The sequence below is a fragment of the Brucella sp. NBRC 113783 genome, from assembly GCF_040372265.1.
Classification (GTDB): Bacteria; Pseudomonadota; Alphaproteobacteria; order Rhizobiales; family Rhizobiaceae; genus Brucella; species Brucella teleogrylli.
The window spans coordinates 1,080,532-1,103,241 of the sequence record NZ_BAABRX010000001.1 but is presented as its reverse complement, the minus strand read 5'-3'; the positions used below and the strand labels follow the sequence as shown (position 1 = coordinate 1,103,241).

Sequence of the window (22,710 nt, the reverse complement as noted above, 5' to 3'; positions counted from 1 at the left end):
GATTATTCTCCTTCCGGAACCTTGAAGCCGGGCTTATCGCTCGTCGGCTTGAATGCACCGTTCAGAGCAGCTGCGCGGCCAGGTTCAGCCTTCGGAGCCAGTTCCTTGAGAGCATCGATTGACAGCGTGTTTGCAACTGCTTCGGTGAGAAGATTGGCCTTCACGACCTTCTCGACCAAGTCAGCCTTTTCGGCGTCTTCCTTGGCCTTCTGGTTGGCGACCATTTCATTTTGTGCATCGACCAATGGCTTCACAGCGTTGGCCACTGCGGTGCCAATGGTTTCGCCGATCTTGGCAAATCCGTCCGTGAGGGTTTTGACCTCATCGGAAAGCGCCTTGAACTGCTCGTCAGAGACAGACATGTCGTCTTCCTTTCGATTGGTTGAGGGAACCCGCTCGGACAGGCCAACGGCCTCCATAATCGCGGACTTCATTCGCTCCAGCACGGACGCCTTGGAGCGCCGTTCCAAAGCTCGGGCGAGGCTATCTACCGCCCAATCCATTTCGCGGTCAGCATCCTCGATAAACGAGTTGATGACCTCGACTTCCTGTTTTTCGCCCTTAGCGTTGACCAGCATACCGACGCCTTGTTCAGGCGTTGCCGCGCCTTGCTCATCAAGCAGAATGGCGTCATGGTCGAATTCAAGGGCTCGAGCGATATGCTTGTAATTCACATCACCGTTTGCGGCTTCCAGAACTCGCTTGCCGCCTTCTGAGCGACTTGCCGTTTCAACGTCGATGACCTTGTCGAGGAACACCCGGCCATTCTCACGGCGCACGTTCTCATTCCATGCCCCGATCCAGCCAAGATTGATCCCTTCCGGATCACGCGCTGAGACAAATGCACCGTTGATCATTGGATGGCCGAGCGGTGCCGGTGTGCGCTCCAGACCGGTAAAGCTCTTCTCGATCTCGTCAGCCGGGTACATGATGTCATTCATCACGATGTCGTCGGGGAGAGTTGCGGACGGTACGATAACCACGTCTCGCCCGTTTCTCTTCTCGCGCCGGATCGCACCGGCGTTAGCCAGTGATCGGATATTCACCCGAACGGTTTTCATTGGTTATTCCTCGGTTGCGGGATCGACAGGAAGGCCAGCAGCAGCGGTCAGATCGTCGTCATCATCCTCACGGTATCGCTGTTCGTCCGTGAGCGGTTCCTTGCCGACGACTTCACGCATCTCATCAGCCGTGAAAACCAACTCATTGGATGCACTCATCTTCCGGTTGGTATCGGCCATTTTGGCTACGCGGTCGATCTTCTCGGCCATGGACGTCTCAGTCAGGTCTGACCAATCGAGATACCAATCCTTTTCAGGAAGGATGCGGAATCGTTCCAGTCGGTTGACGAAGTCCATGATGTTGGGCCGAACCGTGTTGGTTCGGCGAGACATGTTCGTCTTGGCCCATTCGTCTGCATCTTCAGTGCTGGCACGTTCGCCAGTCTGAGAGCCGACAAGTATCTTGACCGGTATCGAGATGGATGCTGCGAATGCCTGAAGCGCGATGGAGAAGAAGTGTTCAGGGCTCGGCAGCGTTACGCCAAGTGTCTTCGCGGTCATACCCTGCATCATCAGCAACTTGTCAAAGCCGCGCTGCCAGTCCTCAACCTGATCATTCATGCGATCGACGAGCTCATCGACCGGTACGCCCATGATCTTGGCCATCTCGTCAAGCTTTGCCTCGGCGTCGACTTCAAGTACCGGTGCTGACTTGGCATTCTTCCAGAAGCCCTCTCCACCTGCCCCGCTGACCTTCTCCAGTGTAATCAGATCGTTATAGCCGGGCTCCAGAAGTGAGCGGCAATCGAGCGTTCCGTCACGCGACCAGACAATCACCCGGTCTGGATGAAGCATGAATTGGCGTGGCTGTCGTGTTTCGTCACCAACGCTCGCTTCATTAAACTGGTACATTTTTGGCTGGCCGTAGGTATCGGACATTTCGTCCGTATCCCACTGCGAGACCTGTAACTGTCCTTCCCACGCCGGGATGACTTCAACCAAGCCTTTCAGCCCGCCTGGCACCGTATCGACAGGTTCAGAGAACTTCTTGTTGTCTGCAAAGCGAAGGATCAGGCCAGAATAAGCGCCAACCAGTGAGCGACGATCCGTTTCCGCAATGCGCGACCAGATGCGAAGATCTTCGAACCTTTGGCGAATATCGGCTTCGATCTTCGTCTCCTCGGTTCTCTTGCCCTCTGACCCGTCACGCTGCTTTTCCTGGAGGAATGGATTGTCCTGCCAAGTCTTCAGGATTGTCTTGTCAACACCAGCTGCGGCAATACCGTTTCGGCTATACATGCCGTACAACATGTCAAACGTCAGGTGCTCTGGATATCCGAAGTCAGCATAATGGTTGTGCTTGGCGGCAGCGAAGTGGCCCGGAAACATAGCGTCGAGCCGACGCGCCGCGGCATTGGCCAAGGCTCGAATTGGGTTCATCGGTGCCTCTTGCTTAAGAACATGGCGACGTTTTTCTCGTCACCCAGCATCAATTCAGTGATAGCCCACACAAGAGCGTCGGCACGGTCTGGCGATCCCTCACCCACGTAACCGGAGGCAGTGAAGTTGCACATCTGGTCTTCGAGATCGGGGAAAATGCCCACGTGATGCACTTTGCCCTGTTCGTACAAAGCACTAATCGGCTCGGCTCTCACTGCCTTGCCGCGGCTGGCGACCACTTCCTTGAAAGCCGCCTTCTTATCGGCTGTTGCAACGGTGAAGCGCACCATGTCGCCGCCGTAGTTCCGCTCACCGACAATCCGGTCAGCGTCGAAACGGTGATACAGGTCGACTGCGCGCCGCCCCCATCCTTCGGGCGACAACTGGCAAGTGCCATCCTCAAGAATGTATGCATGGCCGTCTATTCCGCGACCGGCTACCACAATGCCGATATCGTCGCCGCCATCATCTCCACGGGTGCCTGATGGATCGACAGCGACCACGATACGAACAAGCTCTGGCGCCTGTTTCACTCGCAAGCTGTCAATGCCCGGCATGGTCTTGCCATCGGCAGCCGTGCGGTCATCCAGCGCCCACAAGGCACCATTGACTTCACTTGCCCATTCGCCTGCTTCAAAACGTAACCGCTTTGCCGCCGACATCGAAGCCAGAACGTCGAAATACTCCGCCGGCAGATTATCGGCGTTATCGGACGGGTTTACCTTCATCTCGACGTAGTCGTCGGGATTAGGAAGCGCCTCTTTCGTGCCGGGCTTCATCTTCGACCGGAATAGCTGAAAGCTCCAATGCAGCTTTGACGGCGGGTTGCAGTCGAAATATGCCTTGAGCGCCAGATACAGCCGCCCAGTAGCCTTTGCTATTTGTGCCGCAAGCTCGCACTTCTGAGCCAGTCGGGACATTGCGGTTTCAACCGATGCCCATGGAATCTGACTACTTTCGTTGAAATAAAGCGTTGCGTATTCCTGCCCAAGGATCTTCTCGACGCGCTCCTTGTCATCCAGACCCGCAATCCAGACCTGAGAACCGTTCGGTAACTCGACATAGAAGTCAGTTTTATCGAACCGCACTCGCAGCGATGGAAAGCAAAGCTTCAGAACCTTGGGCAGTGTGTCAGACCATACGGAAGTCTTGGCATGATTGAACCGAAAGCGGAAAATGACATGCCGAGAACCAGGTGCATTGATTGCCCTCTGAATGATGGCACGGACAAGCACGAAGGTCTTTCCAGATCGGGAGCCACCGCGCAGCATGATATTGCGCGCAGGGCCAGCCAGTAGGCGGTTAGCCTGCCGTTGCTTCTCCGTCAGTTGAATTGCAGCCATGTCTCACAGTTCAGCGTCCTCTTGCGACACAGTCAGAGATATCTCACCTGAATGCTCGTGCTTCTCGATGAACATCCCAAGGTGCTTGCCAATGTCGACAAGCGCCGCTTTCTTATCGTGCAGCTTCAGTTTGATCCCGCCGGTAGAATTCTGGCTGATCTCAGCGATAGCTGCCGCCGTGTCGTCGTCAATTTCATCGCTCGAAACGAGTTGCACGTTATTCGTGACTACGTTCTTTACGACCAGCACTTCACCGCCATCGGGATTGTCTTCCTCGGTTACGAGCGTGCCCTGCCATTTGATGGCTTTACGAATGTCCGAGAACCCAATCTTGGCCAACTCCGCCAGAACGCGTTCTTTCGTGATTGCAAGCTTATCTATGGCCTTTTCCGTCGCCCTGCGTTCAACGGTTTGCTCCCATTCGAGAAGCTCACTCACGCGTTTTGATATGCTTTGCTTCCGCTTTAACGTCGCCGCATTTCCACGGTTCGGCTTAAAGCCTGCAACCCGGTACGCTTCATCCGCTGTTTTGCCCTTAGCGAGCTCTTGCGCAAACGCTTCATGACGGGCGTTTTTCAGAACAGGCATTATTCACCTATCGATTAAGTTTTGCCCGCCATCCCGAGATGATACTCTCTCTTCACGTGGGAGGTGGAATTATGAAAAACGTAGTTTTTATAGCAGGGCTGTTAATCGCGGCTACCGCACAGGCCGGGGAACTTAAGGGCCAAGGCAATCTGGTCGACGGCTTAAACAGGCATTTGCAATCGGCCCAACAGGCCCCAGCAGCTATCGATAGACCCCAAGAGATCGTAAGCGACCCAACAGGCGCACCCTTGCCGAATTGGGGCATCGTCGTAAAGGGCAAAGATGGCAAGGTCCTAGATGTATTTGGGCAGGTTGACTACAACGTGACCAACGCAGGTATGGTGAGTGTGCCAGGCTACAAACCACCTTCAGGCTCGACCTTACAGATCGTGCCTCAGGCGCAATACATTTCTGCGATGAAACAGACTGCTGGCGAAGGCCTTAGCCCGATGTTTCAGCCGTTAACTGCGATCCCGAGCGTGGTCACGAAAGCGACGGACTATCTTGCCAACGAACTGTGCGGGCGAAAAGGACGTCCATCTACGATGAATCTGTCAATTGTCGTGTCTGCATCCGGATCGATCTTATTTGCCACAGCCGGTACTGAGGCTGGTTCAGAAGTCGGATGGGAATTTGGCGACGTCTGCAAACGCTACGCGTTGGAGGGCGACAGTATCCCTTTTCGCGATTAATAAGCTAGTCCTGCGTTGTGGCGAATGGCCCCGTATCAATCAGGAATTCAGCGACAAACCGCTCTTGTTTCGGCGTGAGACTCACGGTTGTATTCCTGATGGGTAGTTGAGGAGGGCTTTATGCATCTAGTAGTTTCTTGGGACATCACCGATGGTGCAAACCGAAGCAATATCAGTGATGAAATGATATCAGTGCTTAAACCGTATAGTTGGTATCGGCCACTGACGACTTTTTATATCATAAAAACTGATCTTCTTGGTCGAGACGCCATAATCTCAGGGTTAAATGCCATTGCACGCAAATATCCGGGACGAACACGGTTTGTCGTGTCTCCTCTCATGCAAGGGACATATCAGGGCATTTTGAATAATAACGATTGGACGGAAATCAATCAGAGGACGAATTGATGAGCACGTCATCTGACCCAGCCCCGCCAGTTGGCCCTAATCCTATCGGAGATAGTTTCAATATCTCTGTGTTGGTGCCAGAAGAAATTACGATAAGAATGGTCGATGCATCGGCGTTAGCAGATTACGAGATCTGGTTTTTTCTCTCATCCCTATTGGCGAGCGCATTCGTTGGCTTTCTAATTCCCTGTATGCAGGCCCACGAAGCTAACACCCCAAGCGCTACCGCCCTCTTCTGGATCACCATTTTAGTAGGCGTTCTGTTTGCGGTTTCATTCTTTATGGCTATCGCAAAACGACGAAGCCTTCGGAAACGAGGCCGATCAATGAAGCTAAAAACTTCACAGGCTTGAAACCCATATCAATCCCCTCGTATCGAGGAGATAGAAATGAGCACCGCCGCCGATCAGTTACGAACGGCGGGGTGTCAACTAGCCATTTTAGGCTGCTCTGATGTGAGGGTCGATATGTGAATACGCTTCGACCGACTGGCGAAAAGCAGAGTTTGGCTGGTTCTGGCAAACATAAGAGACTGCATGGCTGTTGCGACTTCGACCAGGAAGCGCAACGGCTGCTGGCAAGGCAGCGACAGCTTTGAAAACGTCAGGAACGACATAATCATAGCTGACTGAGGGGATCTGGAACACGCCTGGACTGTAATCAACAGCCGATGCTGGCGCACTCATACACAGAACAGCCGCGAGCATAGCAGCGCAGCCGAAGAACAGACTTCGGAACAGCTTCATGTGTTTTCCTCTTGTTGGGTTGCAGAAATGAAAAACCCCGCACTAGGCGGAGCTGGATGCAATGTTAAATTTTCTAACTTTGGTCAGAACGGGCGCAGCATTCAGGTCTGACGGTCGCTGGCTTCTGCTCTTCCTCTACTATCCGTCAAACTGCCGTGCTGATTAGTATGCAAGCCGAATGCCACCGCTCTCCGTATATATCTCTCCCGGTGCTTGGCGCTGAGGCTTTGCCCCGAAACTTTCGCGCAAGGTTTGCACCTGACCCTTGTTCTATCGAATCAACGGGGGCAACTGTTTCATGAATGACGGCGGAAAGAAAACTCGAAGGGGAAGACCTCGTAATCCAATCGAGAAAGTTAGCTTGTCTATACGGCTCGAAGTCGAACTCGTTAACTGGATTGTAGATAACGAACCGAATTGGCGCGAAAGGATAGCTGATTTGATACGAGAGGAATTTCAACCCCGCATACAATAAAGAAGCGGCCCGAAGACCGCCTTGCAAATCGGGTTGCGCCTTAAGCGCAAACCACCACAATACAAAATATAGTGTAATTCGCTTAAGCGGGCAACTACCTATCGCGTTTTATACCCCCAATGCACAGACAATTCTTCAAGGCCATCCTTGATGTAATCGCTGAAAGTCGTCTTCTCGCGCTGTGTCTTGGCAATGTCGGCAATTTCCATGCCTTGCCCGACGACTTTGATCATGAGATCGAAGGTGCGCTTGCCGAGAACTGGCAGACAGCTATTTAGATGATGCGTTGCCTCGACCACGCGATCAGGCAGCGGGTCGAGCGTCTTACCTCCGTCAACCTGAACACGGCCATAGTCGATAGCAATCGCACCCTTTGCGCCGGATTGTTCCCAGTACATGCGGAACCGTCCAGCCGCCGCCCACTGCGCATCATTGATATGTCCGCGCGCGTAAAGCGTTCCCACGGCGCTTTCCTTGATATTGACCAGAGCGTCAACCTTGATGGGGTTTGACCTGGAGGGCTGATGGGCTGGATTAAAGTGCGGATTTGGCGCCGAGCGCAGTCGCACCGTAGATTTAAGGCTTCCGGGCTCCTCATGCTTGCGCCGCGCCACTTTAAGTGCATCACGCAATCTCTTGTCTGCAATTTTCCGCTGTTCAGTCATCGCCGCCATGTTTGTTCCTCGTCGCCCAATTATGCCGCGTGTTTTACAGGTGCGCAGAGAGGTTCAAGCCCATCCGCGATCCGCAGCCCGTCCACAAATTCAATGATCTTTTGCCAAGACTGGCGCTTGCCGATGCCCGGCTTCCCCACCGGCTTAAGCGCGAAATTCGCTTGCACCCGGCGCATGTCCCAACCCTTTTCGAGAAGGTACAGGCGAATACTGTCGTATTTCCCAGAAGATCCTTGAGCAAACCGACGCGCACCGTGCTTGGCGAGGTATTCTTGGATCAATACAGCTTCATGCATCACGCGGCCTTCCCTACTTGCTTGAATGATCCGCTAGGAGCGGAGGTGAGATTGTCGATGTTGAATTCGTGGCCGTTGGCTTCCGCTGCCGCCTGTAGGCGAGCCATGCAGGCTTCCGCGCTGACGTCATACTGATCACGCTTGACGTCATCCTTGGCGCCCTCTGCCTGCATCTGGGCTTTGATGGCTTTCCACTTGGCCGATGCGCGCTGACGACTTTCGGGCGTCCAGGTTGATTGCGAGTGTTCCCGCTGGCGCTTTTCTTCGTGCTGTTCCTTGAGAATTTCAGCTTCGCGTCGGTCGCGAGCACGAGCTTCGAGGATGGGGCGCATGATTTCATCGCACAAACCACGCAATTCGGGCGGCAAAGGCATCCACTTATGGCCGAGAGCGTTCTGCATAATGCGCTCAACAGCTTCCGATAGCGCGTAGGCTGATACACCCTTGAGCGCAGACATGAAGTTCTCTATCTCCGCTCGGCGAATATCGGCCTTTTCCGCATCGGTCAGACCGTCAGGAAGGCCGCGCGAAGGCAAGCCGTAGAGGCGTCTCATCGCCCTCTGAATGTCCTGCATGTCTGCTGGAGTGGTGAATTGATCGTTCGTCGCTATCTGGTTCTGCATGCTGCTGCTCCAGCTTCTGCCCAAGGCGCATCCACATGACGCGCGGATCATCAAGTTCGGTTTTCTGAGGTTTTTTGGCGCTGTCTCGCCCTATCTCGGCAGCGCGGTTGTCATATCGACCTTCAAGCAAACGAGTGAACGACTGCTGCTGAAGGAGAAAATCTAGATCGGCGCGGAAATCGCCTTTGCGCCCCAGACAGAAATCGCTCGCCTCGACCTTCGCCAGCGCTTCAAGCCAAACCGGCAATCCGTGAGTTTTCAGCAACGAGGCAAGTTTCCGCTTCCGCGCATCATTCAGCACCCGGACAGCAGGCAGACCACACCTACCAGCTACCGCCGAATAGGCTTCGATAGCTTCCGAAACATGGTCCTGTTTTTTTGCGCGCTCGCTAACATCTGAACGAAGTGAAGATGTTGTATCTGTATCTGTATGGTATCTCTTTTGAGATTCTAAGCCTTTGTTTTTGTTTGGCCTTGACCTATTTTCAGACAGTTTTTCTGTGAGTTTTTTCGTGGTTTCGAGCTCGATAACTGCGCGTTTATTCGTCAAAAACTCGCCGGTAATCTCGATTTTGCCCAGAGTAACAAGTTCACTGCGCAACGAATTCCACTTGCGGATCGTGCAGCCTAGAAGGCCTGAAATGTAACGGGCGTCATCCGGCAGATTGCCGCCCTGCATGTAAATCAGATCGAGGACAAGGCGATACGCAGCCTTAAGCTCGAACGACATGCCGATGGTGCCTTCAATGAAGTCCCGCGGATACGCCTTGTAATATGGAAGACCATTCATGCCGCTTGCGCCTCCTCGGCGCGCTGCAATATGACGACGCACTCTTCCTTCAGGCCTGGATCCCAGACCATTGAAAGCCGTTCACAGAGATTGTCGTTCTTGATGACCTTGTAATGCTGGAGAACGTCGAGAAGCGCTTTCATGCGGTTGTCGAGGTCCATGCGCTTATGTGGACGCTTCAAGGCAACCTGAATGCTGAATGGGCCGTCGATGAACTCGTTCTTGCCATTGAGGAAATAGCCGCAATCGCTGCGCCACTTCGCATATTCAGGCGAAAGGCGACGTTGCTTGCCCCAGCCGACATAGATATCCCAGACAGAAGGAGGGAATGGGAGTTCGATCTTTATCACGATGTGCACTCCCCTTCGTCGCGCTGGCAAAGCGCGTCTTCATCATCCAAAATCCAGTCGCCTTGGCGCTCCATGAACCGGCGCAGCTCGGCCTTGGAAAATCTTTTTGAGAAGGTTGAATTGTCAGCAGGGCGACCTTTCTGGGTCTTGAGTTCGCCAATGCGAGCCTCAGCCGCTTCCCACCACCCATGGCGATCAGGGAAATCTCGCGCCAATACCGCCTGCGAGCGTTCCGATTTAAGGAAGCAGCCGTCGCAGTTGCCAAGCCAGCAGTTACCACGCACGTTTGGCAATTGCAGATCGAAAGGCTGGGCTTTCCAGAAATCGCCCACAATCTGCCGTGTCACCCCAGCAGCAGCCAGTGGGTGCCAGTTTACCCAACGGTCTTTGACTGTTTTGGGATTTCCGTCCTTGTCGAAAAGCCGGTGGGGCTCATCAGCGCGGATGCCAACAGCTGCTGTCCAGCGATACCAGCCGATGGATCGGAGATATCGCTTGGCAGTTCTAATTTTTAGTTCTTGGGTGCAGAACCGGGATTGTTGGTTGGGTAAATACTGTTTCTTGTCTATGAGTGCGTCGAATGGCTCACCGTTCCGGCTCGCCCCCTGAAAACCTACTTCCTCGAAGAATGGCTTCTGCGCGCGATATTCCGTCCATATGATGAGAACACCCCACCGCTGGCCGCACTCGCGGACGAAATCCAGTGTTTCCTCCATTTCGCGCCCGGTGTTTTGAAACATCACCTTAACGCGATCCTCAGGAATTCCCCCGTTGGCTTCGAGGATGGCATGCAGCATATAGGCAGATGTACGACCGCCACTAAACGATATCTGTACATTACCTTCGGGTAACAGATATGGATTGCTAATCCGATCAAAGTTGATGCGTGCAAGTGCCGTCATCAGTACCTCGCCGCAATGAGCAAGCCGATCAGACAGACCAGCAGGATTGTCAGAAGTGTCGATAAAAGAGCGACGAGGACGGCGTTCATTTCTCAACTTCCTCGCGGCGTTCCAGTTGTTTTCGTGGATGCTTTTTGCGCTTCGCGAACCTTCGCCAAAAGCTGCGAAGCCTCGCGCTCAAAATCCTCCATATCAGCATCGCCGTTCACCGCTTTTTCTATTTCGAGTTCGTGTTGCAGGCGTGCGATCTGCCTTTCGCAAATGTCGAGGTAGGCCGAGCGTATGCGCTGATAGACTGAGGCATCGACCGTCTTGGATCGGCCAATGCGGAGATTGTTCAAAGTCCAGTAAGACAGGCCGTAACGGCGGCTGAGGCGCTGCAAGGCGCTGGCATTATCGCCCCACCCTTTCGCTTCCTTTTCCAGCATTCCGCGAACGTATTCGCCTGCCATTTCGCAGCTACTCATCGGTACGCGCTCCGAAACCAATTGATGCTCGATTGACTGAATTTTTGAGTCCGTCATGCACAAAGCCCTTCGCTAAGTTCCTGATCAGAGACGACCGGAACCAAACAGAAGGACGGACATGGAACACATCGGACACGCGGCTTGGAGGGTTCTGCAAAACGCTCGCAAGGCCGCGATTGCCCGAAGAGAAAAAGGCGCGGATGATAATTGGCATGGCGATCAGTCTGAAGTTCCAGGTTTGCCAACCTTGAGCGCCACGCGCCGCCCGGCAACATCCGCTACCGTCGAATATCCGGGCGAACGGAAAAGATCGCGACACAAAGGACGCTCGACAGGTCTGAAAATTTGAGAATTGGACAGGCTGAATGTTCCTCATCGCCGCCTTAGTCCTGTCCATGAGAGGGAGCCGAGACGCTAGGGAGTGCAGCGTCTCGGCTCTTTTCGTCTACCGCACGGGGGGCTTGGGAGACAGCAGACGAATGCAATTGACTATCGGTCGCAAAGTTGCGCCCAATCGAGGCATTACGATTCTTCAAAAGGGGCGAATTATGAGTAACGACATTACGGTTAAGAGCGGAAAGGTTCTCCGAGTTGGCGAGGTCGACGTGGATATTGTCGACGCGGGTATTCCCGTTGTTGTTCCCAATTTTTTCATTGAAAACCGCCAGTCTAACGGCGTTATTGCCCTGTCCTTCGCCACCGCCATTGCGGACGGGGCAAACCAGCCTGAAGCTCATGTGTGTACGCGCTTGAGGATGGATCTCGTTTTCGCGCAGCAGCTTCGAGATGCTCTTTCTGATCTTATCGGAGATGCACTGGCACAACCCGATAAATCCAAGACGAACTGAGGGGGTCATTCCGCACCTCCCTCGCGCGTGTCGCGCGTAAGGGCGTCGAAATACTGTTCAACGAGGGCTTCGTGACCTATAATTTTCTCTTTCTTTTCAGCGATTTCGAACGCGGCAACACGACGAAATGCAGCGCGAACCGCCTTCGTGTCGTGGCCCTCGCTTTTCATCTCTGCGAAAAGCTCTTTCAGATCGTCGCCATTGGCTTTCTTCGCCTCTTCGAGACGTTCCCAACGCTGATAAAAGGATTTCAGGCGCTCATTGCTCATACCGGCGTCCTCACAGAACGGGGGCGCTTGGGCGAAGGAACCTTGCGGGCCTTGCAGTTGGCAAAAAACAGTTCGTCCGGCGAAACCTCCGCCAGCTTGATAATGACGGGCCAATGCCGATCAGGAATCCCAATGTTGGGCCACTTGTATACGGCGTCCTTCTTGATCCTGCCTTTACTCGCATCCGCGATAACAGCAGCACCACCGGCCAATTCTATGATCTGTGTAACGGAGTGTTTTGTAGCCATGCAATACAATTACTGGATTTTAAATCCAATTACAAGGCCGGAAAATTCCAATTCGGATTTTATTTCCTAGTTTATGCTGTGCAACATGAAGTGGTGGGAACGATTACAGCAACGTATTGATGAACTGGGATGGTCGAAGGCTGAGCTTTCGCGCCGGGCTGAAATCAATTACGACAGCATCAACAAATATTTGCGCGGCGATATCGACAATCCTCGCGGTAATGTCCTTGAGAAATTAGCCGGGACCATTGACCGAAGCGTATTGTGGTTGCGCGATGGAATCGAACAGTCGGAAGCCGAGCTAAACCGTATCGGCGGACGCATGGTTCCCGTCCGTACTGCTGGCACGGTCGAAGCAGGTGCGTTCCGTGAGGTCGATGAACTCGACCAAGGGGAGCCGGATGAAATCTATCTGCCACCCGACAGCAAATACCCGAACGCCCGTCAAATGGCTTTTGTTGTCGCGGGCGACTCGATGAACAATCTAGATCCTCGCCCGATATTGCCCGGTGACCGAGCTATTTGCGTGGCGTATTCCGATATTGCCTCTCAAGTAAAGCTTCGCGACGGCATGGTAGTTGTAGTGCAGCGCCAGCGTGACGGCGGCCACTTCCGCGAATGGTCAATCAAGCAGATTGAATTGTATGAAGACAGGACGGTTTTTGCACCGCGTTCCAATAATCCTAAGCACAAGCCTATTGTTGTCCCGCGAGACCATTCGGCAGATAACGGCGAAGAAGTGGAGGTAATAGCTCTATTACGGCGCGTTGTGAACGATTACGATTACTGAGCTTTGCAGCGATGCCGATCAAACTCGTCCTAGCAGATGATGATAGAGAACCAATCCCAGTGTTTATCGCTGTCGGGACCGACCAAATTGCGAGAATTTATCTCGGCGATGATGAGAGCGGCCTAATATATTCCGCAATTGCTTGCTTAAGTCCGTTAACGGGATACAACGGGTTGCACGCCTTTGAGCTTGTCTTCTTTCTGCAGCAATGCGCCCCAGACGGCACAGAACTCCATGCGTTCAAAGATGGGGCATTGACTAAACCACTTCTCCCGACGCCAGAAAGCCGCGGTATAGTGTTTGCCGCCATACTGACCTGCATAATTGGCTTGATCGATAAAATACGACCGTCCCTATGCCATATGTATACAGAGGTCCCAAACCAACCCGAGCAGTCATTACGAAAATTTCATAGAATAGTAACGATATTTCGGGATTATGGGTATAATTGCTCGGAAGACGGTCCACTTTACGGGCGTTATATCTGGCGTATGGAAACCTCGGAGTAATGTGTACCATGAAGAAACTCTCTATTTCCGAGCGCGAGCAGAACCTAATGATGACCGCTTCTAAGAGGTCTGAAGCTCTAATTGACCGGTTAAACAAATCGGCGGCCTACAAAGAAGCGATCACCAAAAAACAGGTCACATTCAAGCAGAAGCTTGAAATGGCGGCAAACTAAGCAGCAAACTTTTTGCTGTCGAAATCGAAATCTCGACAAGCCTTTGCGATGTCTGCCATGAACCAACGGCTAGGCTGCTCACACATTAGAGAGCGGCCATCAGGGCTTAGAAAGTTCATGATTGGCAGAACGCAAAATTCTTCGTCGTCGCCAACCGGCGCAAAATCCGCAATTTTGAAGCTATAGCCGGGAAACCTGCGCGTTAAATGATCCTTCAACCGCTCCGCTGAGGCGGCCACCTGGGCGGCTCGCTCGTACGGCGGTACAATGATGTATTCCAGAACTTCACGCTGCATCACACTTCTCCTACTGTAACATCAACAAGACGACCGATTACGCCCTGACAATGGACGCATCGGAATTCCATGCCGCTTAATAAGGCGCTCTCAACAAGCTCATCGGCGTCCCTTGGCATCTCTGCGCAAGCGGGCACAGAAAGCCCCCTCCTCGCCTCTCTCAAGCAATTCTCGCAGCGAATGTGCAGCGTGAACGATTGATACTCCTGCTGCCTTAACGCCCACCCCATACCCTTCGCCTCTCCGTTTGTTCTCTTTCTGTTCTCATTCAGCCAGAACGGACCCTGTGAGTCGAGTCGTATTTGCAATATGGAAAATAAATCCAATTAGGTGTTGACATCCAGATTATCTGGATTTAAATTCCAACTAACAAATGAGTTGGGAGACACCAATGCACCCCTCAATCCAGAATACCTACAACGAAGTGGCAAAGACGCTTATCGGCCTGACCATAAAGGCAGAAAAGCCGGTTCGTGATTACTCCCGCCAGCGCCGTGTAATGGCCCGCGCATGGGCAAAGTTCAACGCATGGCTGGCAGAGCATCAGAACGCGAGCGCCCGCCTCCGTAAGATCATGTTCGCAAGCGAGCTGGGCCACGCTCACCGCTTTGTCCGTAATCAGGACAATCCCGTTTTCATCACAGACGAACAGTCCCGTTTTATCGGCTCTGACAGCCGGTGGAGGTGAACAAAAATGGCTGATCATCTCACCGAAACCGAGGTCAGGCGGCTGATCGCTGAAATTGAACACCGTCTCAAGACCGATCCACACGTCCCGACCCGTCGCTATCTCGCTGAAAAGCTTTTCGAACTCACCGACCTTCTACAGGAACAGGAAGGAATTGCAGCATGACGCATACCTATGATTTCTGGAATGCATCGCTAGCCAACCCGAAGGATGTAGGCAAAAACCTGCCCGTTCACGAAGGTGATGCACAGCCGGGGTTTTATCGCAAGCGCACCGGCAAAGACGGCCCTTGGCTTCCTGTCGCGATCTGGGAACAGGACGGGCAGATTGTCGCGAAGATAGGCGACAAGATGGGCGACCCGGTTGACCTCTGGTCGTGGGTTTGCCGGTTCCCAGTTTCTGAGGCTGCATATCGCAAGGCTGTAGACGGCAAAGGTTGGGATGATGATGCGCCCGTTGCTCCGAAGGGTCACAATCTGCCGGATGATCCCCACGAAGCTTTGAAGCTGGAATTTCAGGCCGAAAAGGAATTGGCCGATACGTTCCTGAAAACGCCAATCACCACTCAGGAGCAGGCCGATAAGGCGGCGGTGTGGTCGAAGAAGTTTGCCGGTATCACCAAGAAGGCTACCGATCTGCACAAGGTCGAGAAGCAGCCAAGTCTTGATGCCGGTCGAGCCGTTGACGACAAATGGCGCGACCTCAAGGAAGATCCTGCCGACCTATCCAAGAAGCTCAAGCGGCATATGGATGCATTCCTGATCGAACAGCAGCGCCTCGAAAACGAGCGCCGCCGTAAAGAACAGGAAGAAGCCGACCGCCTCCGTCGTGAGGCAGAGGAACGCGCCCGCGCAGCAGAGCAAGGCAACGACGAAACGGCATTGGCCGAGGCTGAACAGTTAAAGGCCGAAGCCGCTGAGCGTGAGAAAGCCGCGCAGGCTACAAATGCTCACGCCGGTCGCACTGGCGCAAAGGTGAGCCTTCGCACGTTCGTCTCTGCCCGGATCGTTGATTACGACAAGGCATTGGTCGCCCTGAAAGACCACCCCGAAATGAAAGCTCTTGTCGAGCAGCTTGCCAACCGTGCGGTTCGCGCCGGTGTCGAGGTTGCTGGCGTCGAGCGCTTTGAAGAACAGAGGGCCGCATAATGAACGCTGTAGCTCATCACGAAACAAATCGTCTCCCCGCCCTCCATGCTGGCGGCAAGGTCAGCGCTATTGTCCCGCAGGATTTCGACGGCGCATGGCGCATTGCATCCGCTGTTTGTAAAGCGGGCATGGCCCCGAAGGGACTGGAAACGCCGGAAAAGGCCATGGTTGCAATCATGCACGGTATGGAGGTCGGCTTAACGCCGATGGCCGCTTTGCAGTCTATTGCTGTCATCAATAGCCGTGCCACCCTTTGGGGCGATGGCGCTCTCGGTCTTGTTCAAGCTTCCGGTAAGATGGAAAGCTTCAAGGAATGGTTTGAAGGCACCGGTGATAGCCGCAAGGCTCTCTGCCTTGTGAAGCGTAAAAGCGACCCAGAGGCCAAACTTGGCGAATTCTCCGTGGCTGATGCCCGCAAGGCTTCGCTCTGGGGTAAGTCAGGCCCTTGGTCGCAGTATTCAGACCGCATGCTGAAGATGCGCGCCCGCGCCTTCGCCTTGCGTGATGGCTTCTCTGATGTTCTTCGCGGGTTGGGAATTGCGGAAGAAGTACAGGACTTTCCGGCACAACAGGAAGCTGTCAACGTCACGCCGCCGTCGCCACCAAGCCCACCTTCCCCGCCTTCGCCGGCTATCAAGGCACCCGAACAGGAACCCATTGAAGACGCTCATATCATTGACGATGGCGAAGCATTCGACCTTGAGGCTTTTCTGTCTGAACTGGACGAAGGCATGGCCACCGGCAAAACAGAAGACGAAATTGTTGAAATCTGGGACGGCTTCGACGTCGAAGCCACCTTGACCGAGGATGAAGAAGCGCTTCAGCGCGCCTTCGATCTCCGCAAGCACCAGATCGCCCGCGTTCTTCGCACCATGCTTAACTCTCACCCTGTCAATGCGGGGTGAGCCATGAGCAAGCGAGAAAAGCCAGTTTATGGTTTCGTCCGCAGGGGAAATGCTCTTGTTCCGGCCATGGAATTCGACATGGCCGCGCTGGACAGCATCCGCAACGGCGAACTGGTCAAGGTTGAAATCAAGCAGTTTCGGAACGTCTCCCGCCATCGTGCCTATTGGGCAATGATACAGGAAGTCGTTGACGGGTACGGCCTCGACTATACCGCCGACCGTCTGCACGAAATTCTCAAACTTCAGAATGGTGTGATTGATCCGGTAACGCTTCCAAGCGGCCTGACCATCGCTATTCCGGGTTCCATTTCCTTCGACAAAATGGATGAAGCCGAATTCAAAGCCTTCTTTCTCAAGGCTGAACGTTGGCTCGCCAAAACCTACGGCTATGTCCGGCAGGAGGTCGCATGATCATTCATTTCATCGCATCCAAGTTCCGCGCCCTCTGGGAACGCTATGTCGATCCACTCCCTCGCCTTCGTCGTGAGGCAGAAAAGCTTCGTCAGGATATGGAAAAGGCAAAGCGCCAGAAGAAGGCCCATAAGCACATAGAGCGCGAATATATCCGTAAGACGGCTGATATTGTCGCAGTTGAGCGCGGTATTTCCTACCGCAAAGGCTCTCTGGATTGGGGGCTGTGATGGCGCGTAAGTCATTCTCCACGAAAGAGCGCACCAGGCTTTTCTCTTTGAACAAGGGTATTTGCCATATTTGTTCCGGCAAGATCGACGCCAGCCTTGATGCTTGGGAAATCGAACATGTGAACCCGCTGGCAATGACCGGCGACAACAGCGACGACAATCTCAAGCTGGCGCATCAGAAGTGCCATGCGGTCAAGACAAAGCAGGATGTTGCGCTGATCGCAGAGGCGAAGCGCCGGGAAGCGAAGTTTAAAGGCGCAAAGCGTCCATCTTCAAAGCTCGCCGCCGAAAAGCAGCCAAAACGCCTCACAAAAGAACTCCCTCCCCGTAAGCGCCCACTTTACGTAAGCGCAGAACAGGCCCAGCCATGACCGACAAATCTCACCTACTCCGCTTCGGCTATGCACCGGGCCACTATTGGTTTGTCTGCTCAGACTGCGAACAGAAATTCTACGGAGACAAGTATGCTCGTCGTTGCGAGACTTGCGCGGGAACCCTCTATTCGCAAGTGTCGTCTGTCGAGGCTGTGGCTGACAAGCACCGTACCGCGCCCATGACCATCCCAGAACAGGCAGTACAGGCTATGCCAGAGCGCATCTTTCTAGGTTGCGCAGACACCGACAACGAGCATCAGGTTTGGACTGATGAAGGTGAAGGCGGGACAGAGTACGTCCGCGCCGATCTTGCCGCCCCTCACCTAGCAGCGGTGCCAGCCGACCCGTGGGTTGATACTCGTCTCGTCAGGTTTGATGACACAATCGTTTTTGGTCGCGGTGGCTTTGATTTTGACCGTTGGGAGGGCCTCCGGTGGGAGATGCATACTCGTCACGGATCGTTCGCTGTCTGGAAAAGCGATAGCAAGACTTGGTCTATGTACGGAGGCAAGTATGGCTTCCTGATGCTGGATCGATTTTCAAGCGAGGAAGAAGCCAAGGCCGAGGCAGAACAGATTGTTGTTTCGCTCGACGCCGAGCCTTCCGCTGGCAGAGCGGCTGTGCTGGAGGAAGCGCTGCGGATCGCGAAAAGCGAATTAGAGGCTTGGATGAGGTGCGCCCGTAAAGCCCGCATTGGCGTAACCTCTACGCCTCATGTCATTGATCATATCGACATGGTTCTCGCGTCCCATCCAGTAGCGGATAAGCCCGACGAAGCGGGGGCGCAGGGGGAAGTGATCGAGCGCATCGAGTTTCAGCGTGGATACGTTCTGGCCTGCGCAAACATCGTAAACCTGCATGGCCCTGACGTGAACGTGGCCGAAGGTTTCGCGCAACTGAACATATCAAGGGACGATCTGAAGCGCCTCGACTTGTGCGATTACGATCAGAACGCCATCCACGCGCTTGAGGATTTCTGGGGTTTGGAAAAGCTGTATGCCCCCTCTGCACCAGCTTCGGAGGGCGCGGAATGAGTGAGCCGGTTTTCAACGATGAAGTTCAATACCGAAGGCTTCCCCGACGGCTGGATCGTGCAAGACCGAGTGGATGAGGGGGTAACGCTTCTATGTAAACGTGTAGGCTGGCCGGTCCCCGCCTACGCCTGCATTTGCCTCCGTCCGAAATCGATATCTACGCATGATTGGTTGCCGGTCGCCCGGAAAATCGCCGAGGGGCTTGAACTTGTGCAGGCCTCCCACCCATCAGGAGGCGACCGTCATGGCGATTAAGTTCTTGGTCGATCCACGCGACGTTCCGCCGGAGAAGGCTGCCCGTCGTCTTGGCCTCACACTGGAGAGGTTCGGCGAACTATTACCGCGCTTGCTACAGCGCGGTTTTCCGCCGTCGGATCCTGACACCGGATATTACGATTTGGACGCCATTGATGAATGGCGCGCCTCGCGTCACAAGCGCATCTTGCAAACGAATCAATCTCCTGCGCAATCTAGCGGCTTGGTGGCGGCAAGATTGGAGCGGCTTGGTGGGTAAAGTGGATATCCCTTATTACGTGGTTAAAAAGGGCAAATACGGCTATTGGCAACCCACCAAAGTGATGAAGGATGCTGGCTTCCTGCCGGTTCGCTGCGGCATAGATGGCCCCGCAGCATGGAAAATAGCTGCGGAATGGAACGAACGCTGGCAGAGACATCGGCAAGGTCGAGCGCAGGATACCGGCCCACGTTGGCCTATCGGGTCGATAGGCGAAGCGTTTGAACGCTACAAAAAAACAGAGGAATGGTCCAAAAACAAAAAACCGCGCACCCGCGAAGAGTGGGAGCGAGCCTGGGTGAGGATCTCACCTGTATTCGGAGACCTGCCACCAACCAGCCCGGAAATCTCGCTTGAAACCCTCTCTCGCTTTCGGGCGATGATCGAGACAAATGTATCTCTGCGCGAGGCATGGCGAACGATTAAGATCTGGCGGGCGCTTTGGAACGTCTGCAAGGGGTTGAATTACACCGGCCAGAAAAACGACCCGTCATCTGCGATATCCAATCGTGCACCGCAACCCCGCTCCAGTTCGTGGCGCGAATGGGAGGTTGTGCGGCTGGCGAAAAGAGCTTGGCGGGAAAAATATTACGGCCTCGCTGTCACCATCGCACTCGCATGGGATACTCAGTTCTCCCCGGCAGACCTACGCAAATTAACAATCAGTGGAATCGAAGGAAAGGGAATAGATCGCTACTTCCCTGTAGGGCGCGCCAAGACAGGTCGGTCCGCTATTGGCACGTTGGGAAAGCGTTCCCTCGCCTTGATGGACGCCTATTTGAAAGATAGCCCCTGCGAAGTTGGTGCGTTTCTCCGCAATCGTAGCGGCGCACCGTATTCTCGATTTACGCTGCCAGATGATTTTGCGGTAATTCGCGAACTTTGCTTCCCCGGCGATAAGCGCACACTGGCCGACATGCGGCGCTCTGGCGCGATTGAAGCCCAGGCGGGCGGAGCCACACCAGCTGAAACAGCTGCCAAGATGGCGAACTCGATTTCGAGCGCCAACGCCATTCATAAAACGTATCAGCCGGTGGATCTAACTGCCGTTCGCCAGGCAGATGCTGCGCGCCGACGAGGGCGCCAGAGAATGCGCGATCAGAACAAATGATGAAGAAAAGTTGGAACTCGAAAATTATCGAGTTGGAACTTTCGCAATTTGATGAAGCTAAGTTATTGAAAAGGTGGCGATCCCGACAGGATTCGAACCTGTGACCATCGGCTTAGAAGGCCGGTGCTCTATCCAGCTGAGCTACGGGACCACGTCTTTGAAAAGTCGAAGACATTTTGAGCGCTTCGGGCTTCAGTAAAAGCCCGAGCGATCATATTCCGGCCTTAGCGCGATGACCAAGACCGGGCAAGCTGTCAATGCGTCCAGGGCATCGTGCGATCGAAGCGGAAATTGTCCGAATAGGACACTTTGCGGCGCTTCGGTTCGTTCGGCTCGGCAACGCGATAGGCAATGCCATAGCGCTTTGCATAAGCGATGGCGTCTTCCTGGTTATCGAAAGCGAGACGGATCTGGCTTCTCATATCGCCTGACGACGTGTAGCCCATCAGTGGCTCGACCGTGCGCGGGCTTTCCGGCTCGTATTCGAGGATCCATTGATCTGTCTTGGCCTGACCGGACTGCATGGCAGTCTTAGCTGGACGGAAAATGCGTGCAACCATTTGAAGAACCTTGGACTATGCTCTTGCCGCCCCCAAAAGGGCTCTGAATTTCAACAAGGCAATAGTAGACCCACCAACCCATGTCAACGCGATAAAGACACGCGCCGCAAGCCAAGCACTGGATAGCTTGCTTTTTCAGGTCAATCATGGTGGGGAAAACATGGTCGGAGCGGCAGGATTCGAACCTGCGACCCCCTGATCCCAAATCAGGTGCGCTACCAGACTGCGCTACGCTCCGTGGCCCTCTCGGACGTTGAGTTCCCTAGAGAATTCGCTTTCCTAAGGCAAGAGCTATTTTCAAACTTTCATAAAAAAATCGAACAGTTGACGCAAGAGTTGGACCCGTCCCCGCCAAAAGCTCGCTTGAATGCACCGGCCCGCGCATCGCAAGCCGGTGGAACTTCGCGAATAGAATCAGTCTTCCGAGCCGTAAGCGTCGAAATCGAAATATTTGTCGTTGATTTCCTTGTATTTTCCATTCGCACGGATGGCCTTGATGGCGGTATTGAACTTTTCAACCAGTTCCGGACGTCCCTTCTTCAGGGCGACGCCCACGCCAACACCGTGAATTTCCGGGTCGGGCGGATAGGTGCCAACCATCTTGCAGCAGGCGCCATCCGGCGTCTTCAGCCATTCGGCCAGCGTGACGCTGTCATCATTGGCGGCATCGAGGCGACCATTGGCCAGATCGAGGCGATATTCGTCAGCGGTCGGATAAGCCTTGATCGTGCTATCGGTGAAGGCGTGTTCGGCATAATTGGCATGGGTGGTGGAAACCTGCACGCCGACCGTCTTGCCTGCAAGGTCCGCCTTGGTCACGCCCTTGATGTCGCTATCCTTGGGAACCGCGACGCCGGGAGGCGTGTTATAATATTTATTGGAGAAATCGACCTGCTTCTTGCGCTCTTCCGTGATCGACATGGACGATACATAGGCGTCGAACTTATCAGCCTGCAGCGCCGGGATCGTGCCGTCCCATTCCTGCGTGATGAACGTGCACTCGGCCTTCATTTCATCGCAAAGCGCCTTTGCGATATCCACGTCGAAACCAGCCAGGGTGCCATCCGGCTTAATGAAATTGAACGGAGGATAGGCGCCCTCAGTGCCGATGATGAGTTTCAGCGGTGCTTCGGCATTTGCAGCAGTCGTTGCCAGTCCGCCGATCATGGTTGCCATCGTCGCCACCGAAGCAGCCACGACGATACGCTTCAAGACACGCATGCTAAGTTCTCCCAATTTGCTTTGGCTGGTTCCCTTATTGATGTGCCGACCCAGCCGCCGGCAGGGTAATCACAACCAAGTCAATGCAAATTGACGACTCGCAGTGCCTTCCCCCGCTCTATCAATAGATGTTTCTTTTAAATCTGGACAATGTCTTTTCGTGTGAAAGCTTCAGTATCAGTCCTACTGAGCCTTCGCTCGCAATACACGTCAACGACGCACACCGCCGTGTCATGAGTGACAGGCGATGAAAGGATAGTGCAGCTCTAACTGCCCGGTTCTACCCGAACAGCCCGACAAACATCCACACGACGAGGGACGCCATCAGACTGACAATCAACACGGTCAGAACCTGGGTTCCCTGCCTGCCCTGACGAACATTCTGTGCCTCGAATTCCTTCGGCGGCAATGCGCGCGTGACCATGACAGCCTCCTCTCAAAGAGACCTTCCAATATGCGCTGAAATAACGACGAAAAAGCGGCCTGTATTGGCGCATGCTTTTCCCGAATCAGAACAAGTCCTGACGTTACGTCATTTGAACAAGCACAGTCTTTTCTCCTGCACGAGTAGCATATCCATGCCTAA

Annotated in this window: 32 protein-coding genes, 2 tRNA genes and 1 pseudogene; 15 read left to right on the top strand and 20 right to left on the bottom strand. The window is 54.0% G+C overall.

Annotated elements, in window-relative coordinates:
* Positions 1-2: 2 nt before the first annotated feature.
* From ABWW11_RS05175 to ABWW11_RS05160, 4 genes are read right to left on the bottom strand one after another with little or no spacing between them, the layout of a single operon-like run.
* Entirely contained in the window at positions 3-1,061 is a 1,059-nt protein-coding gene (locus ABWW11_RS05175) for a hypothetical protein (protein WP_319080346.1), read from the bottom strand.
* Positions 1,062-1,064: 3 nt separating this feature from the next.
* Entirely contained in the window at positions 1,065-2,441 is a 1,377-nt protein-coding gene (locus ABWW11_RS05170; protein ID WP_319080347.1) for an anti-CBASS protein Acb1 family protein, read from the bottom strand.
* Positions 2,438-3,784, bottom strand: coding sequence for a phage terminase large subunit (locus ABWW11_RS05165; protein WP_319080348.1), 1,347 nt, complete (start codon positions 3,782-3,784; stop codon positions 2,438-2,440). Before ABWW11_RS05165 ends, ABWW11_RS05170 begins: the two co-directional genes overlap by 4 nt.
* A gap of 3 nt (positions 3,785-3,787) precedes the next feature.
* The gene (locus ABWW11_RS05160; RefSeq protein WP_319080349.1) at positions 3,788-4,372 is read right to left on the bottom strand and encodes a terminase small subunit; all 585 of its coding nucleotides are present in this window, start codon (positions 4,370-4,372) and stop codon (positions 3,788-3,790) included.
* Positions 4,373-4,443: 71 nt separating this feature from the next.
* Here ABWW11_RS05160 and ABWW11_RS05155 point away from each other — a divergent pair, with 71 nt between their 5' ends.
* Both ABWW11_RS05155 and ABWW11_RS05150 read left to right on the top strand, forming a co-directional pair.
* Entirely contained in the window at positions 4,444-5,064 is a 621-nt protein-coding gene (locus tag ABWW11_RS05155; RefSeq protein ID WP_319080350.1) for a hypothetical protein, read from the top strand.
* 407 nt (positions 5,065-5,471) lie between these two features.
* Positions 5,472-5,825, top strand: a complete 354-nt coding sequence (locus tag ABWW11_RS05150; protein ID WP_319080351.1) for a hypothetical protein — start codon at positions 5,472-5,474, stop codon at positions 5,823-5,825.
* 87 nt (positions 5,826-5,912) lie between these two features.
* On the opposite strand, the gene ABWW11_RS05145 is transcribed toward ABWW11_RS05150, so the two are convergent.
* From ABWW11_RS05145 to ABWW11_RS05110, 8 genes are all read right to left on the bottom strand, one after another.
* Positions 5,913-6,218, bottom strand: a complete 306-nt coding sequence (locus ABWW11_RS05145; protein WP_319080352.1) for a hypothetical protein — start codon at positions 6,216-6,218, stop codon at positions 5,913-5,915.
* A 573-nt stretch (positions 6,219-6,791) separates the two neighbouring features.
* Entirely contained in the window at positions 6,792-7,367 is a 576-nt protein-coding gene (locus tag ABWW11_RS05140) for a hypothetical protein (RefSeq protein WP_319080353.1), read from the bottom strand.
* A gap of 20 nt (positions 7,368-7,387) precedes the next feature.
* Positions 7,388-7,663: a hypothetical protein gene (locus tag ABWW11_RS05135; protein WP_319080354.1), complete on the bottom strand. Its 276-nt coding sequence runs from the start codon at positions 7,661-7,663 to the stop codon at positions 7,388-7,390.
* Positions 7,663-8,217 (bottom strand): hypothetical protein, encoded by a 555-nt coding sequence (locus tag ABWW11_RS05130; RefSeq protein WP_319080355.1) that lies wholly within the window; start codon positions 8,215-8,217, stop codon positions 7,663-7,665. The genes ABWW11_RS05135 and ABWW11_RS05130 overlap by 1 nt, the downstream gene beginning before the upstream one ends.
* Entirely contained in the window at positions 8,177-9,076 is a 900-nt protein-coding gene (locus ABWW11_RS05125; RefSeq protein ID WP_319080356.1) for a DUF1376 domain-containing protein, read from the bottom strand. Before ABWW11_RS05125 ends, ABWW11_RS05130 begins: the two co-directional genes overlap by 41 nt.
* Positions 9,073-9,426 carry a RusA family crossover junction endodeoxyribonuclease gene (locus ABWW11_RS05120; RefSeq protein WP_319080357.1) on the bottom strand — a complete coding sequence of 118 codons (354 nt, stop codon included), beginning with the start codon at positions 9,424-9,426 and terminating at the stop codon, positions 9,073-9,075. The genes ABWW11_RS05125 and ABWW11_RS05120 overlap by 4 nt, the downstream gene beginning before the upstream one ends.
* Positions 9,423-10,328 (bottom strand): phosphoadenosine phosphosulfate reductase domain-containing protein, encoded by a 906-nt coding sequence (locus tag ABWW11_RS05115; RefSeq protein WP_319080358.1) that lies wholly within the window; start codon positions 10,326-10,328, stop codon positions 9,423-9,425. The genes ABWW11_RS05120 and ABWW11_RS05115 overlap by 4 nt, the downstream gene beginning before the upstream one ends.
* A gap of 92 nt (positions 10,329-10,420) precedes the next feature.
* A complete protein-coding gene (locus tag ABWW11_RS05110) occupies positions 10,421-10,780 on the bottom strand; it encodes a hypothetical protein (protein ID WP_353409207.1) in 360 nt (119 codons plus the stop codon).
* Positions 10,781-11,274: 494 nt separating this feature from the next.
* Here ABWW11_RS05110 and ABWW11_RS05105 point away from each other — a divergent pair, with 494 nt between their 5' ends.
* On the top strand, positions 11,275-11,643 hold the full coding sequence (locus tag ABWW11_RS05105) for a hypothetical protein (protein ID WP_319080360.1): 369 nt from the start codon (positions 11,275-11,277) through the stop codon (positions 11,641-11,643).
* Between the two features lie 5 nt (positions 11,644-11,648).
* On the opposite strand, the gene ABWW11_RS05100 is transcribed toward ABWW11_RS05105, so the two are convergent.
* Together ABWW11_RS05100 and ABWW11_RS05095 are read right to left on the bottom strand one after the other, a co-directional pair.
* On the bottom strand, positions 11,649-11,912 hold the full coding sequence (locus ABWW11_RS05100; RefSeq protein WP_319080361.1) for a GapR family DNA-binding domain-containing protein: 264 nt from the start codon (positions 11,910-11,912) through the stop codon (positions 11,649-11,651).
* A complete protein-coding gene (locus tag ABWW11_RS05095) occupies positions 11,909-12,160 on the bottom strand; it encodes a carph-isopro domain-containing protein (RefSeq protein ID WP_353409203.1) in 252 nt (83 codons plus the stop codon). Before ABWW11_RS05095 ends, ABWW11_RS05100 begins: the two co-directional genes overlap by 4 nt.
* An 85-nt stretch (positions 12,161-12,245) precedes the next feature.
* Between ABWW11_RS05095 and ABWW11_RS05090 the strand changes: the two genes are divergently transcribed.
* Both ABWW11_RS05090 and ABWW11_RS05085 read left to right on the top strand, forming a co-directional pair.
* Positions 12,246-12,950: a LexA family transcriptional regulator gene (locus tag ABWW11_RS05090; RefSeq protein WP_319080362.1), complete on the top strand. Its 705-nt coding sequence runs from the start codon at positions 12,246-12,248 to the stop codon at positions 12,948-12,950.
* A gap of 517 nt (positions 12,951-13,467) precedes the next feature.
* The gene (locus tag ABWW11_RS05085; RefSeq protein WP_319080363.1) at positions 13,468-13,632 is read left to right on the top strand and encodes a hypothetical protein; all 165 of its coding nucleotides are present in this window, start codon (positions 13,468-13,470) and stop codon (positions 13,630-13,632) included.
* Here the strand turns inward: ABWW11_RS05085 and ABWW11_RS05080 are convergent.
* A complete protein-coding gene (locus ABWW11_RS05080; protein ID WP_319080364.1) occupies positions 13,629-13,928 on the bottom strand; it encodes a hypothetical protein in 300 nt (99 codons plus the stop codon). The two genes, ABWW11_RS05085 and ABWW11_RS05080, sit on opposite strands and share 4 nt — an antisense overlap.
* Positions 13,929-14,319: 391 nt before the next feature.
* On the opposite strand from ABWW11_RS05080, the gene ABWW11_RS05075 reads away from it, so the two are divergent.
* The 10 genes and pseudogenes from ABWW11_RS05075 to ABWW11_RS05030 all read left to right on the top strand — a co-directional run bounded on the left by ABWW11_RS05075 (position 14,320) and on the right by ABWW11_RS05030 (position 20,343).
* On the top strand, positions 14,320-14,616 hold the full coding sequence (locus ABWW11_RS05075; protein WP_319080365.1) for a hypothetical protein: 297 nt from the start codon (positions 14,320-14,322) through the stop codon (positions 14,614-14,616).
* 6 nt (positions 14,617-14,622) lie between these two features.
* Positions 14,623-14,781, top strand: coding sequence for a hypothetical protein (locus ABWW11_RS05070; protein WP_167394108.1), 159 nt, complete (start codon positions 14,623-14,625; stop codon positions 14,779-14,781).
* Complete coding sequence (locus ABWW11_RS05065; RefSeq protein ID WP_319080366.1) at positions 14,778-15,764, top strand: hypothetical protein; 987 nt, start codon at positions 14,778-14,780, stop codon at positions 15,762-15,764. Before ABWW11_RS05070 ends, ABWW11_RS05065 begins: the two co-directional genes overlap by 4 nt.
* Positions 15,764-16,669, top strand: coding sequence for a hypothetical protein (locus tag ABWW11_RS05060; RefSeq protein WP_319080367.1), 906 nt, complete (start codon positions 15,764-15,766; stop codon positions 16,667-16,669). The genes ABWW11_RS05065 and ABWW11_RS05060 overlap by 1 nt, the downstream gene beginning before the upstream one ends.
* 3 nt (positions 16,670-16,672) lie before the next feature.
* Positions 16,673-17,080, top strand: a complete 408-nt coding sequence (locus tag ABWW11_RS05055) for a DUF1367 family protein (protein ID WP_151662072.1) — start codon at positions 16,673-16,675, stop codon at positions 17,078-17,080.
* A complete protein-coding gene (locus ABWW11_RS05050) occupies positions 17,077-17,310 on the top strand; it encodes a hypothetical protein (protein WP_319080368.1) in 234 nt (77 codons plus the stop codon). Before ABWW11_RS05055 ends, ABWW11_RS05050 begins: the two co-directional genes overlap by 4 nt.
* A pseudogene (locus tag ABWW11_RS05045) lies at positions 17,310-17,504 on the top strand (HNH endonuclease); the annotation flags it as partial. The gene ABWW11_RS05050 and the pseudogene ABWW11_RS05045, both read left to right, overlap by 1 nt.
* A 173-nt stretch (positions 17,505-17,677) precedes the next feature.
* On the top strand, positions 17,678-18,718 hold the full coding sequence (locus ABWW11_RS05040) for a hypothetical protein (RefSeq protein WP_319080369.1): 1,041 nt from the start codon (positions 17,678-17,680) through the stop codon (positions 18,716-18,718).
* A 244-nt stretch (positions 18,719-18,962) separates the two neighbouring features.
* Entirely contained in the window at positions 18,963-19,232 is a 270-nt protein-coding gene (locus ABWW11_RS05035) for a hypothetical protein (RefSeq protein WP_319080370.1), read from the top strand.
* Positions 19,225-20,343, top strand: coding sequence for a site-specific integrase (locus tag ABWW11_RS05030; RefSeq protein WP_319080371.1), 1,119 nt, complete (start codon positions 19,225-19,227; stop codon positions 20,341-20,343). Before ABWW11_RS05035 ends, ABWW11_RS05030 begins: the two co-directional genes overlap by 8 nt.
* A gap of 74 nt (positions 20,344-20,417) precedes the next feature.
* On the opposite strand, the gene ABWW11_RS05025 is transcribed toward ABWW11_RS05030, so the two are convergent.
* From ABWW11_RS05025 to ABWW11_RS05005, 5 genes are all read right to left on the bottom strand, one after another.
* Positions 20,418-20,494: transfer RNA gene (locus ABWW11_RS05025), tRNA-Arg, on the bottom strand.
* 103 nt (positions 20,495-20,597) lie between these two features.
* Positions 20,598-20,903, bottom strand: a complete 306-nt coding sequence (locus ABWW11_RS05020) for an ETC complex I subunit (RefSeq protein ID WP_121535671.1) — start codon at positions 20,901-20,903, stop codon at positions 20,598-20,600.
* Positions 20,904-21,064: 161 nt separating this feature from the next.
* Positions 21,065-21,141 (bottom strand) — tRNA-Pro (locus ABWW11_RS05015).
* A 176-nt stretch (positions 21,142-21,317) separates the two neighbouring features.
* Positions 21,318-22,124: an ABC transporter substrate-binding protein gene (locus ABWW11_RS05010; protein ID WP_413464679.1), complete on the bottom strand. Its 807-nt coding sequence runs from the start codon at positions 22,122-22,124 to the stop codon at positions 21,318-21,320.
* A gap of 280 nt (positions 22,125-22,404) precedes the next feature.
* A complete protein-coding gene (locus ABWW11_RS05005; RefSeq protein WP_180917957.1) occupies positions 22,405-22,548 on the bottom strand; it encodes a hypothetical protein in 144 nt (47 codons plus the stop codon).
* Positions 22,549-22,710: the final 162 nt, after the last annotated feature.

Coding starts and splice junctions, on each gene's coding strand:
- ABWW11_RS05020 (WP_121535671.1), bottom strand. CDS start 20,903: ATGGTTGCACGCATTTTCCGTCCAGCTAAGACTGCCATGCAGTCCGGT.
- ABWW11_RS05125 (WP_319080356.1), bottom strand. CDS start 9,076: ATGAATGGTCTTCCATATTACAAGGCGTATCCGCGGGACTTCATTGAA.
- ABWW11_RS05165 (WP_319080348.1), bottom strand. CDS start 3,784: ATGGCTGCAATTCAACTGACGGAGAAGCAACGGCAGGCTAACCGCCTA.
- ABWW11_RS05075 (WP_319080365.1), top strand. CDS start 14,320: ATGCACCCCTCAATCCAGAATACCTACAACGAAGTGGCAAAGACGCTT.
- ABWW11_RS05060 (WP_319080367.1), top strand. CDS start 15,764: ATGAACGCTGTAGCTCATCACGAAACAAATCGTCTCCCCGCCCTCCAT.
- ABWW11_RS05145 (WP_319080352.1), bottom strand. CDS start 6,218: ATGAAGCTGTTCCGAAGTCTGTTCTTCGGCTGCGCTGCTATGCTCGCG.
- ABWW11_RS05090 (WP_319080362.1), top strand. CDS start 12,246: ATGAAGTGGTGGGAACGATTACAGCAACGTATTGATGAACTGGGATGG.
- ABWW11_RS05010 (WP_413464679.1), bottom strand. CDS start 22,124: ATGCGTGTCTTGAAGCGTATCGTCGTGGCTGCTTCGGTGGCGACGATG.
- ABWW11_RS05140 (WP_319080353.1), bottom strand. CDS start 7,367: ATGGCGGCGATGACTGAACAGCGGAAAATTGCAGACAAGAGATTGCGT.
- ABWW11_RS05070 (WP_167394108.1), top strand. CDS start 14,623: ATGGCTGATCATCTCACCGAAACCGAGGTCAGGCGGCTGATCGCTGAA.
- ABWW11_RS05050 (WP_319080368.1), top strand. CDS start 17,077: ATGATCATTCATTTCATCGCATCCAAGTTCCGCGCCCTCTGGGAACGC.
- ABWW11_RS05115 (WP_319080358.1), bottom strand. CDS start 10,328: ATGACGGCACTTGCACGCATCAACTTTGATCGGATTAGCAATCCATAT.
- ABWW11_RS05080 (WP_319080364.1), bottom strand. CDS start 13,928: ATGCAGCGTGAAGTTCTGGAATACATCATTGTACCGCCGTACGAGCGA.
- ABWW11_RS05085 (WP_319080363.1), top strand. CDS start 13,468: ATGAAGAAACTCTCTATTTCCGAGCGCGAGCAGAACCTAATGATGACC.
- ABWW11_RS05130 (WP_319080355.1), bottom strand. CDS start 8,217: ATGAGACGCCTCTACGGCTTGCCTTCGCGCGGCCTTCCTGACGGTCTG.
- ABWW11_RS05160 (WP_319080349.1), bottom strand. CDS start 4,372: ATGCCTGTTCTGAAAAACGCCCGTCATGAAGCGTTTGCGCAAGAGCTC.
- ABWW11_RS05105 (WP_319080360.1), top strand. CDS start 11,275: ATGCAATTGACTATCGGTCGCAAAGTTGCGCCCAATCGAGGCATTACG.
- ABWW11_RS05155 (WP_319080350.1), top strand. CDS start 4,444: ATGAAAAACGTAGTTTTTATAGCAGGGCTGTTAATCGCGGCTACCGCA.
- ABWW11_RS05055 (WP_151662072.1), top strand. CDS start 16,673: ATGAGCAAGCGAGAAAAGCCAGTTTATGGTTTCGTCCGCAGGGGAAAT.
- ABWW11_RS05150 (WP_319080351.1), top strand. CDS start 5,472: ATGAGCACGTCATCTGACCCAGCCCCGCCAGTTGGCCCTAATCCTATC.
- ABWW11_RS05005 (WP_180917957.1), bottom strand. CDS start 22,548: ATGGTCACGCGCGCATTGCCGCCGAAGGAATTCGAGGCACAGAATGTT.
- ABWW11_RS05135 (WP_319080354.1), bottom strand. CDS start 7,663: ATGCATGAAGCTGTATTGATCCAAGAATACCTCGCCAAGCACGGTGCG.
- ABWW11_RS05040 (WP_319080369.1), top strand. CDS start 17,678: ATGACCGACAAATCTCACCTACTCCGCTTCGGCTATGCACCGGGCCAC.
- ABWW11_RS05095 (WP_353409203.1), bottom strand. CDS start 12,160: ATGGCTACAAAACACTCCGTTACACAGATCATAGAATTGGCCGGTGGT.
- ABWW11_RS05035 (WP_319080370.1), top strand. CDS start 18,963: ATGGCGATTAAGTTCTTGGTCGATCCACGCGACGTTCCGCCGGAGAAG.
- ABWW11_RS05175 (WP_319080346.1), bottom strand. CDS start 1,061: ATGAAAACCGTTCGGGTGAATATCCGATCACTGGCTAACGCCGGTGCG.
- ABWW11_RS05170 (WP_319080347.1), bottom strand. CDS start 2,441: ATGAACCCAATTCGAGCCTTGGCCAATGCCGCGGCGCGTCGGCTCGAC.
- ABWW11_RS05110 (WP_353409207.1), bottom strand. CDS start 10,780: ATGGCAGGCGAATACGTTCGCGGAATGCTGGAAAAGGAAGCGAAAGGG.
- ABWW11_RS05065 (WP_319080366.1), top strand. CDS start 14,778: ATGACGCATACCTATGATTTCTGGAATGCATCGCTAGCCAACCCGAAG.
- ABWW11_RS05100 (WP_319080361.1), bottom strand. CDS start 11,912: ATGAGCAATGAGCGCCTGAAATCCTTTTATCAGCGTTGGGAACGTCTC.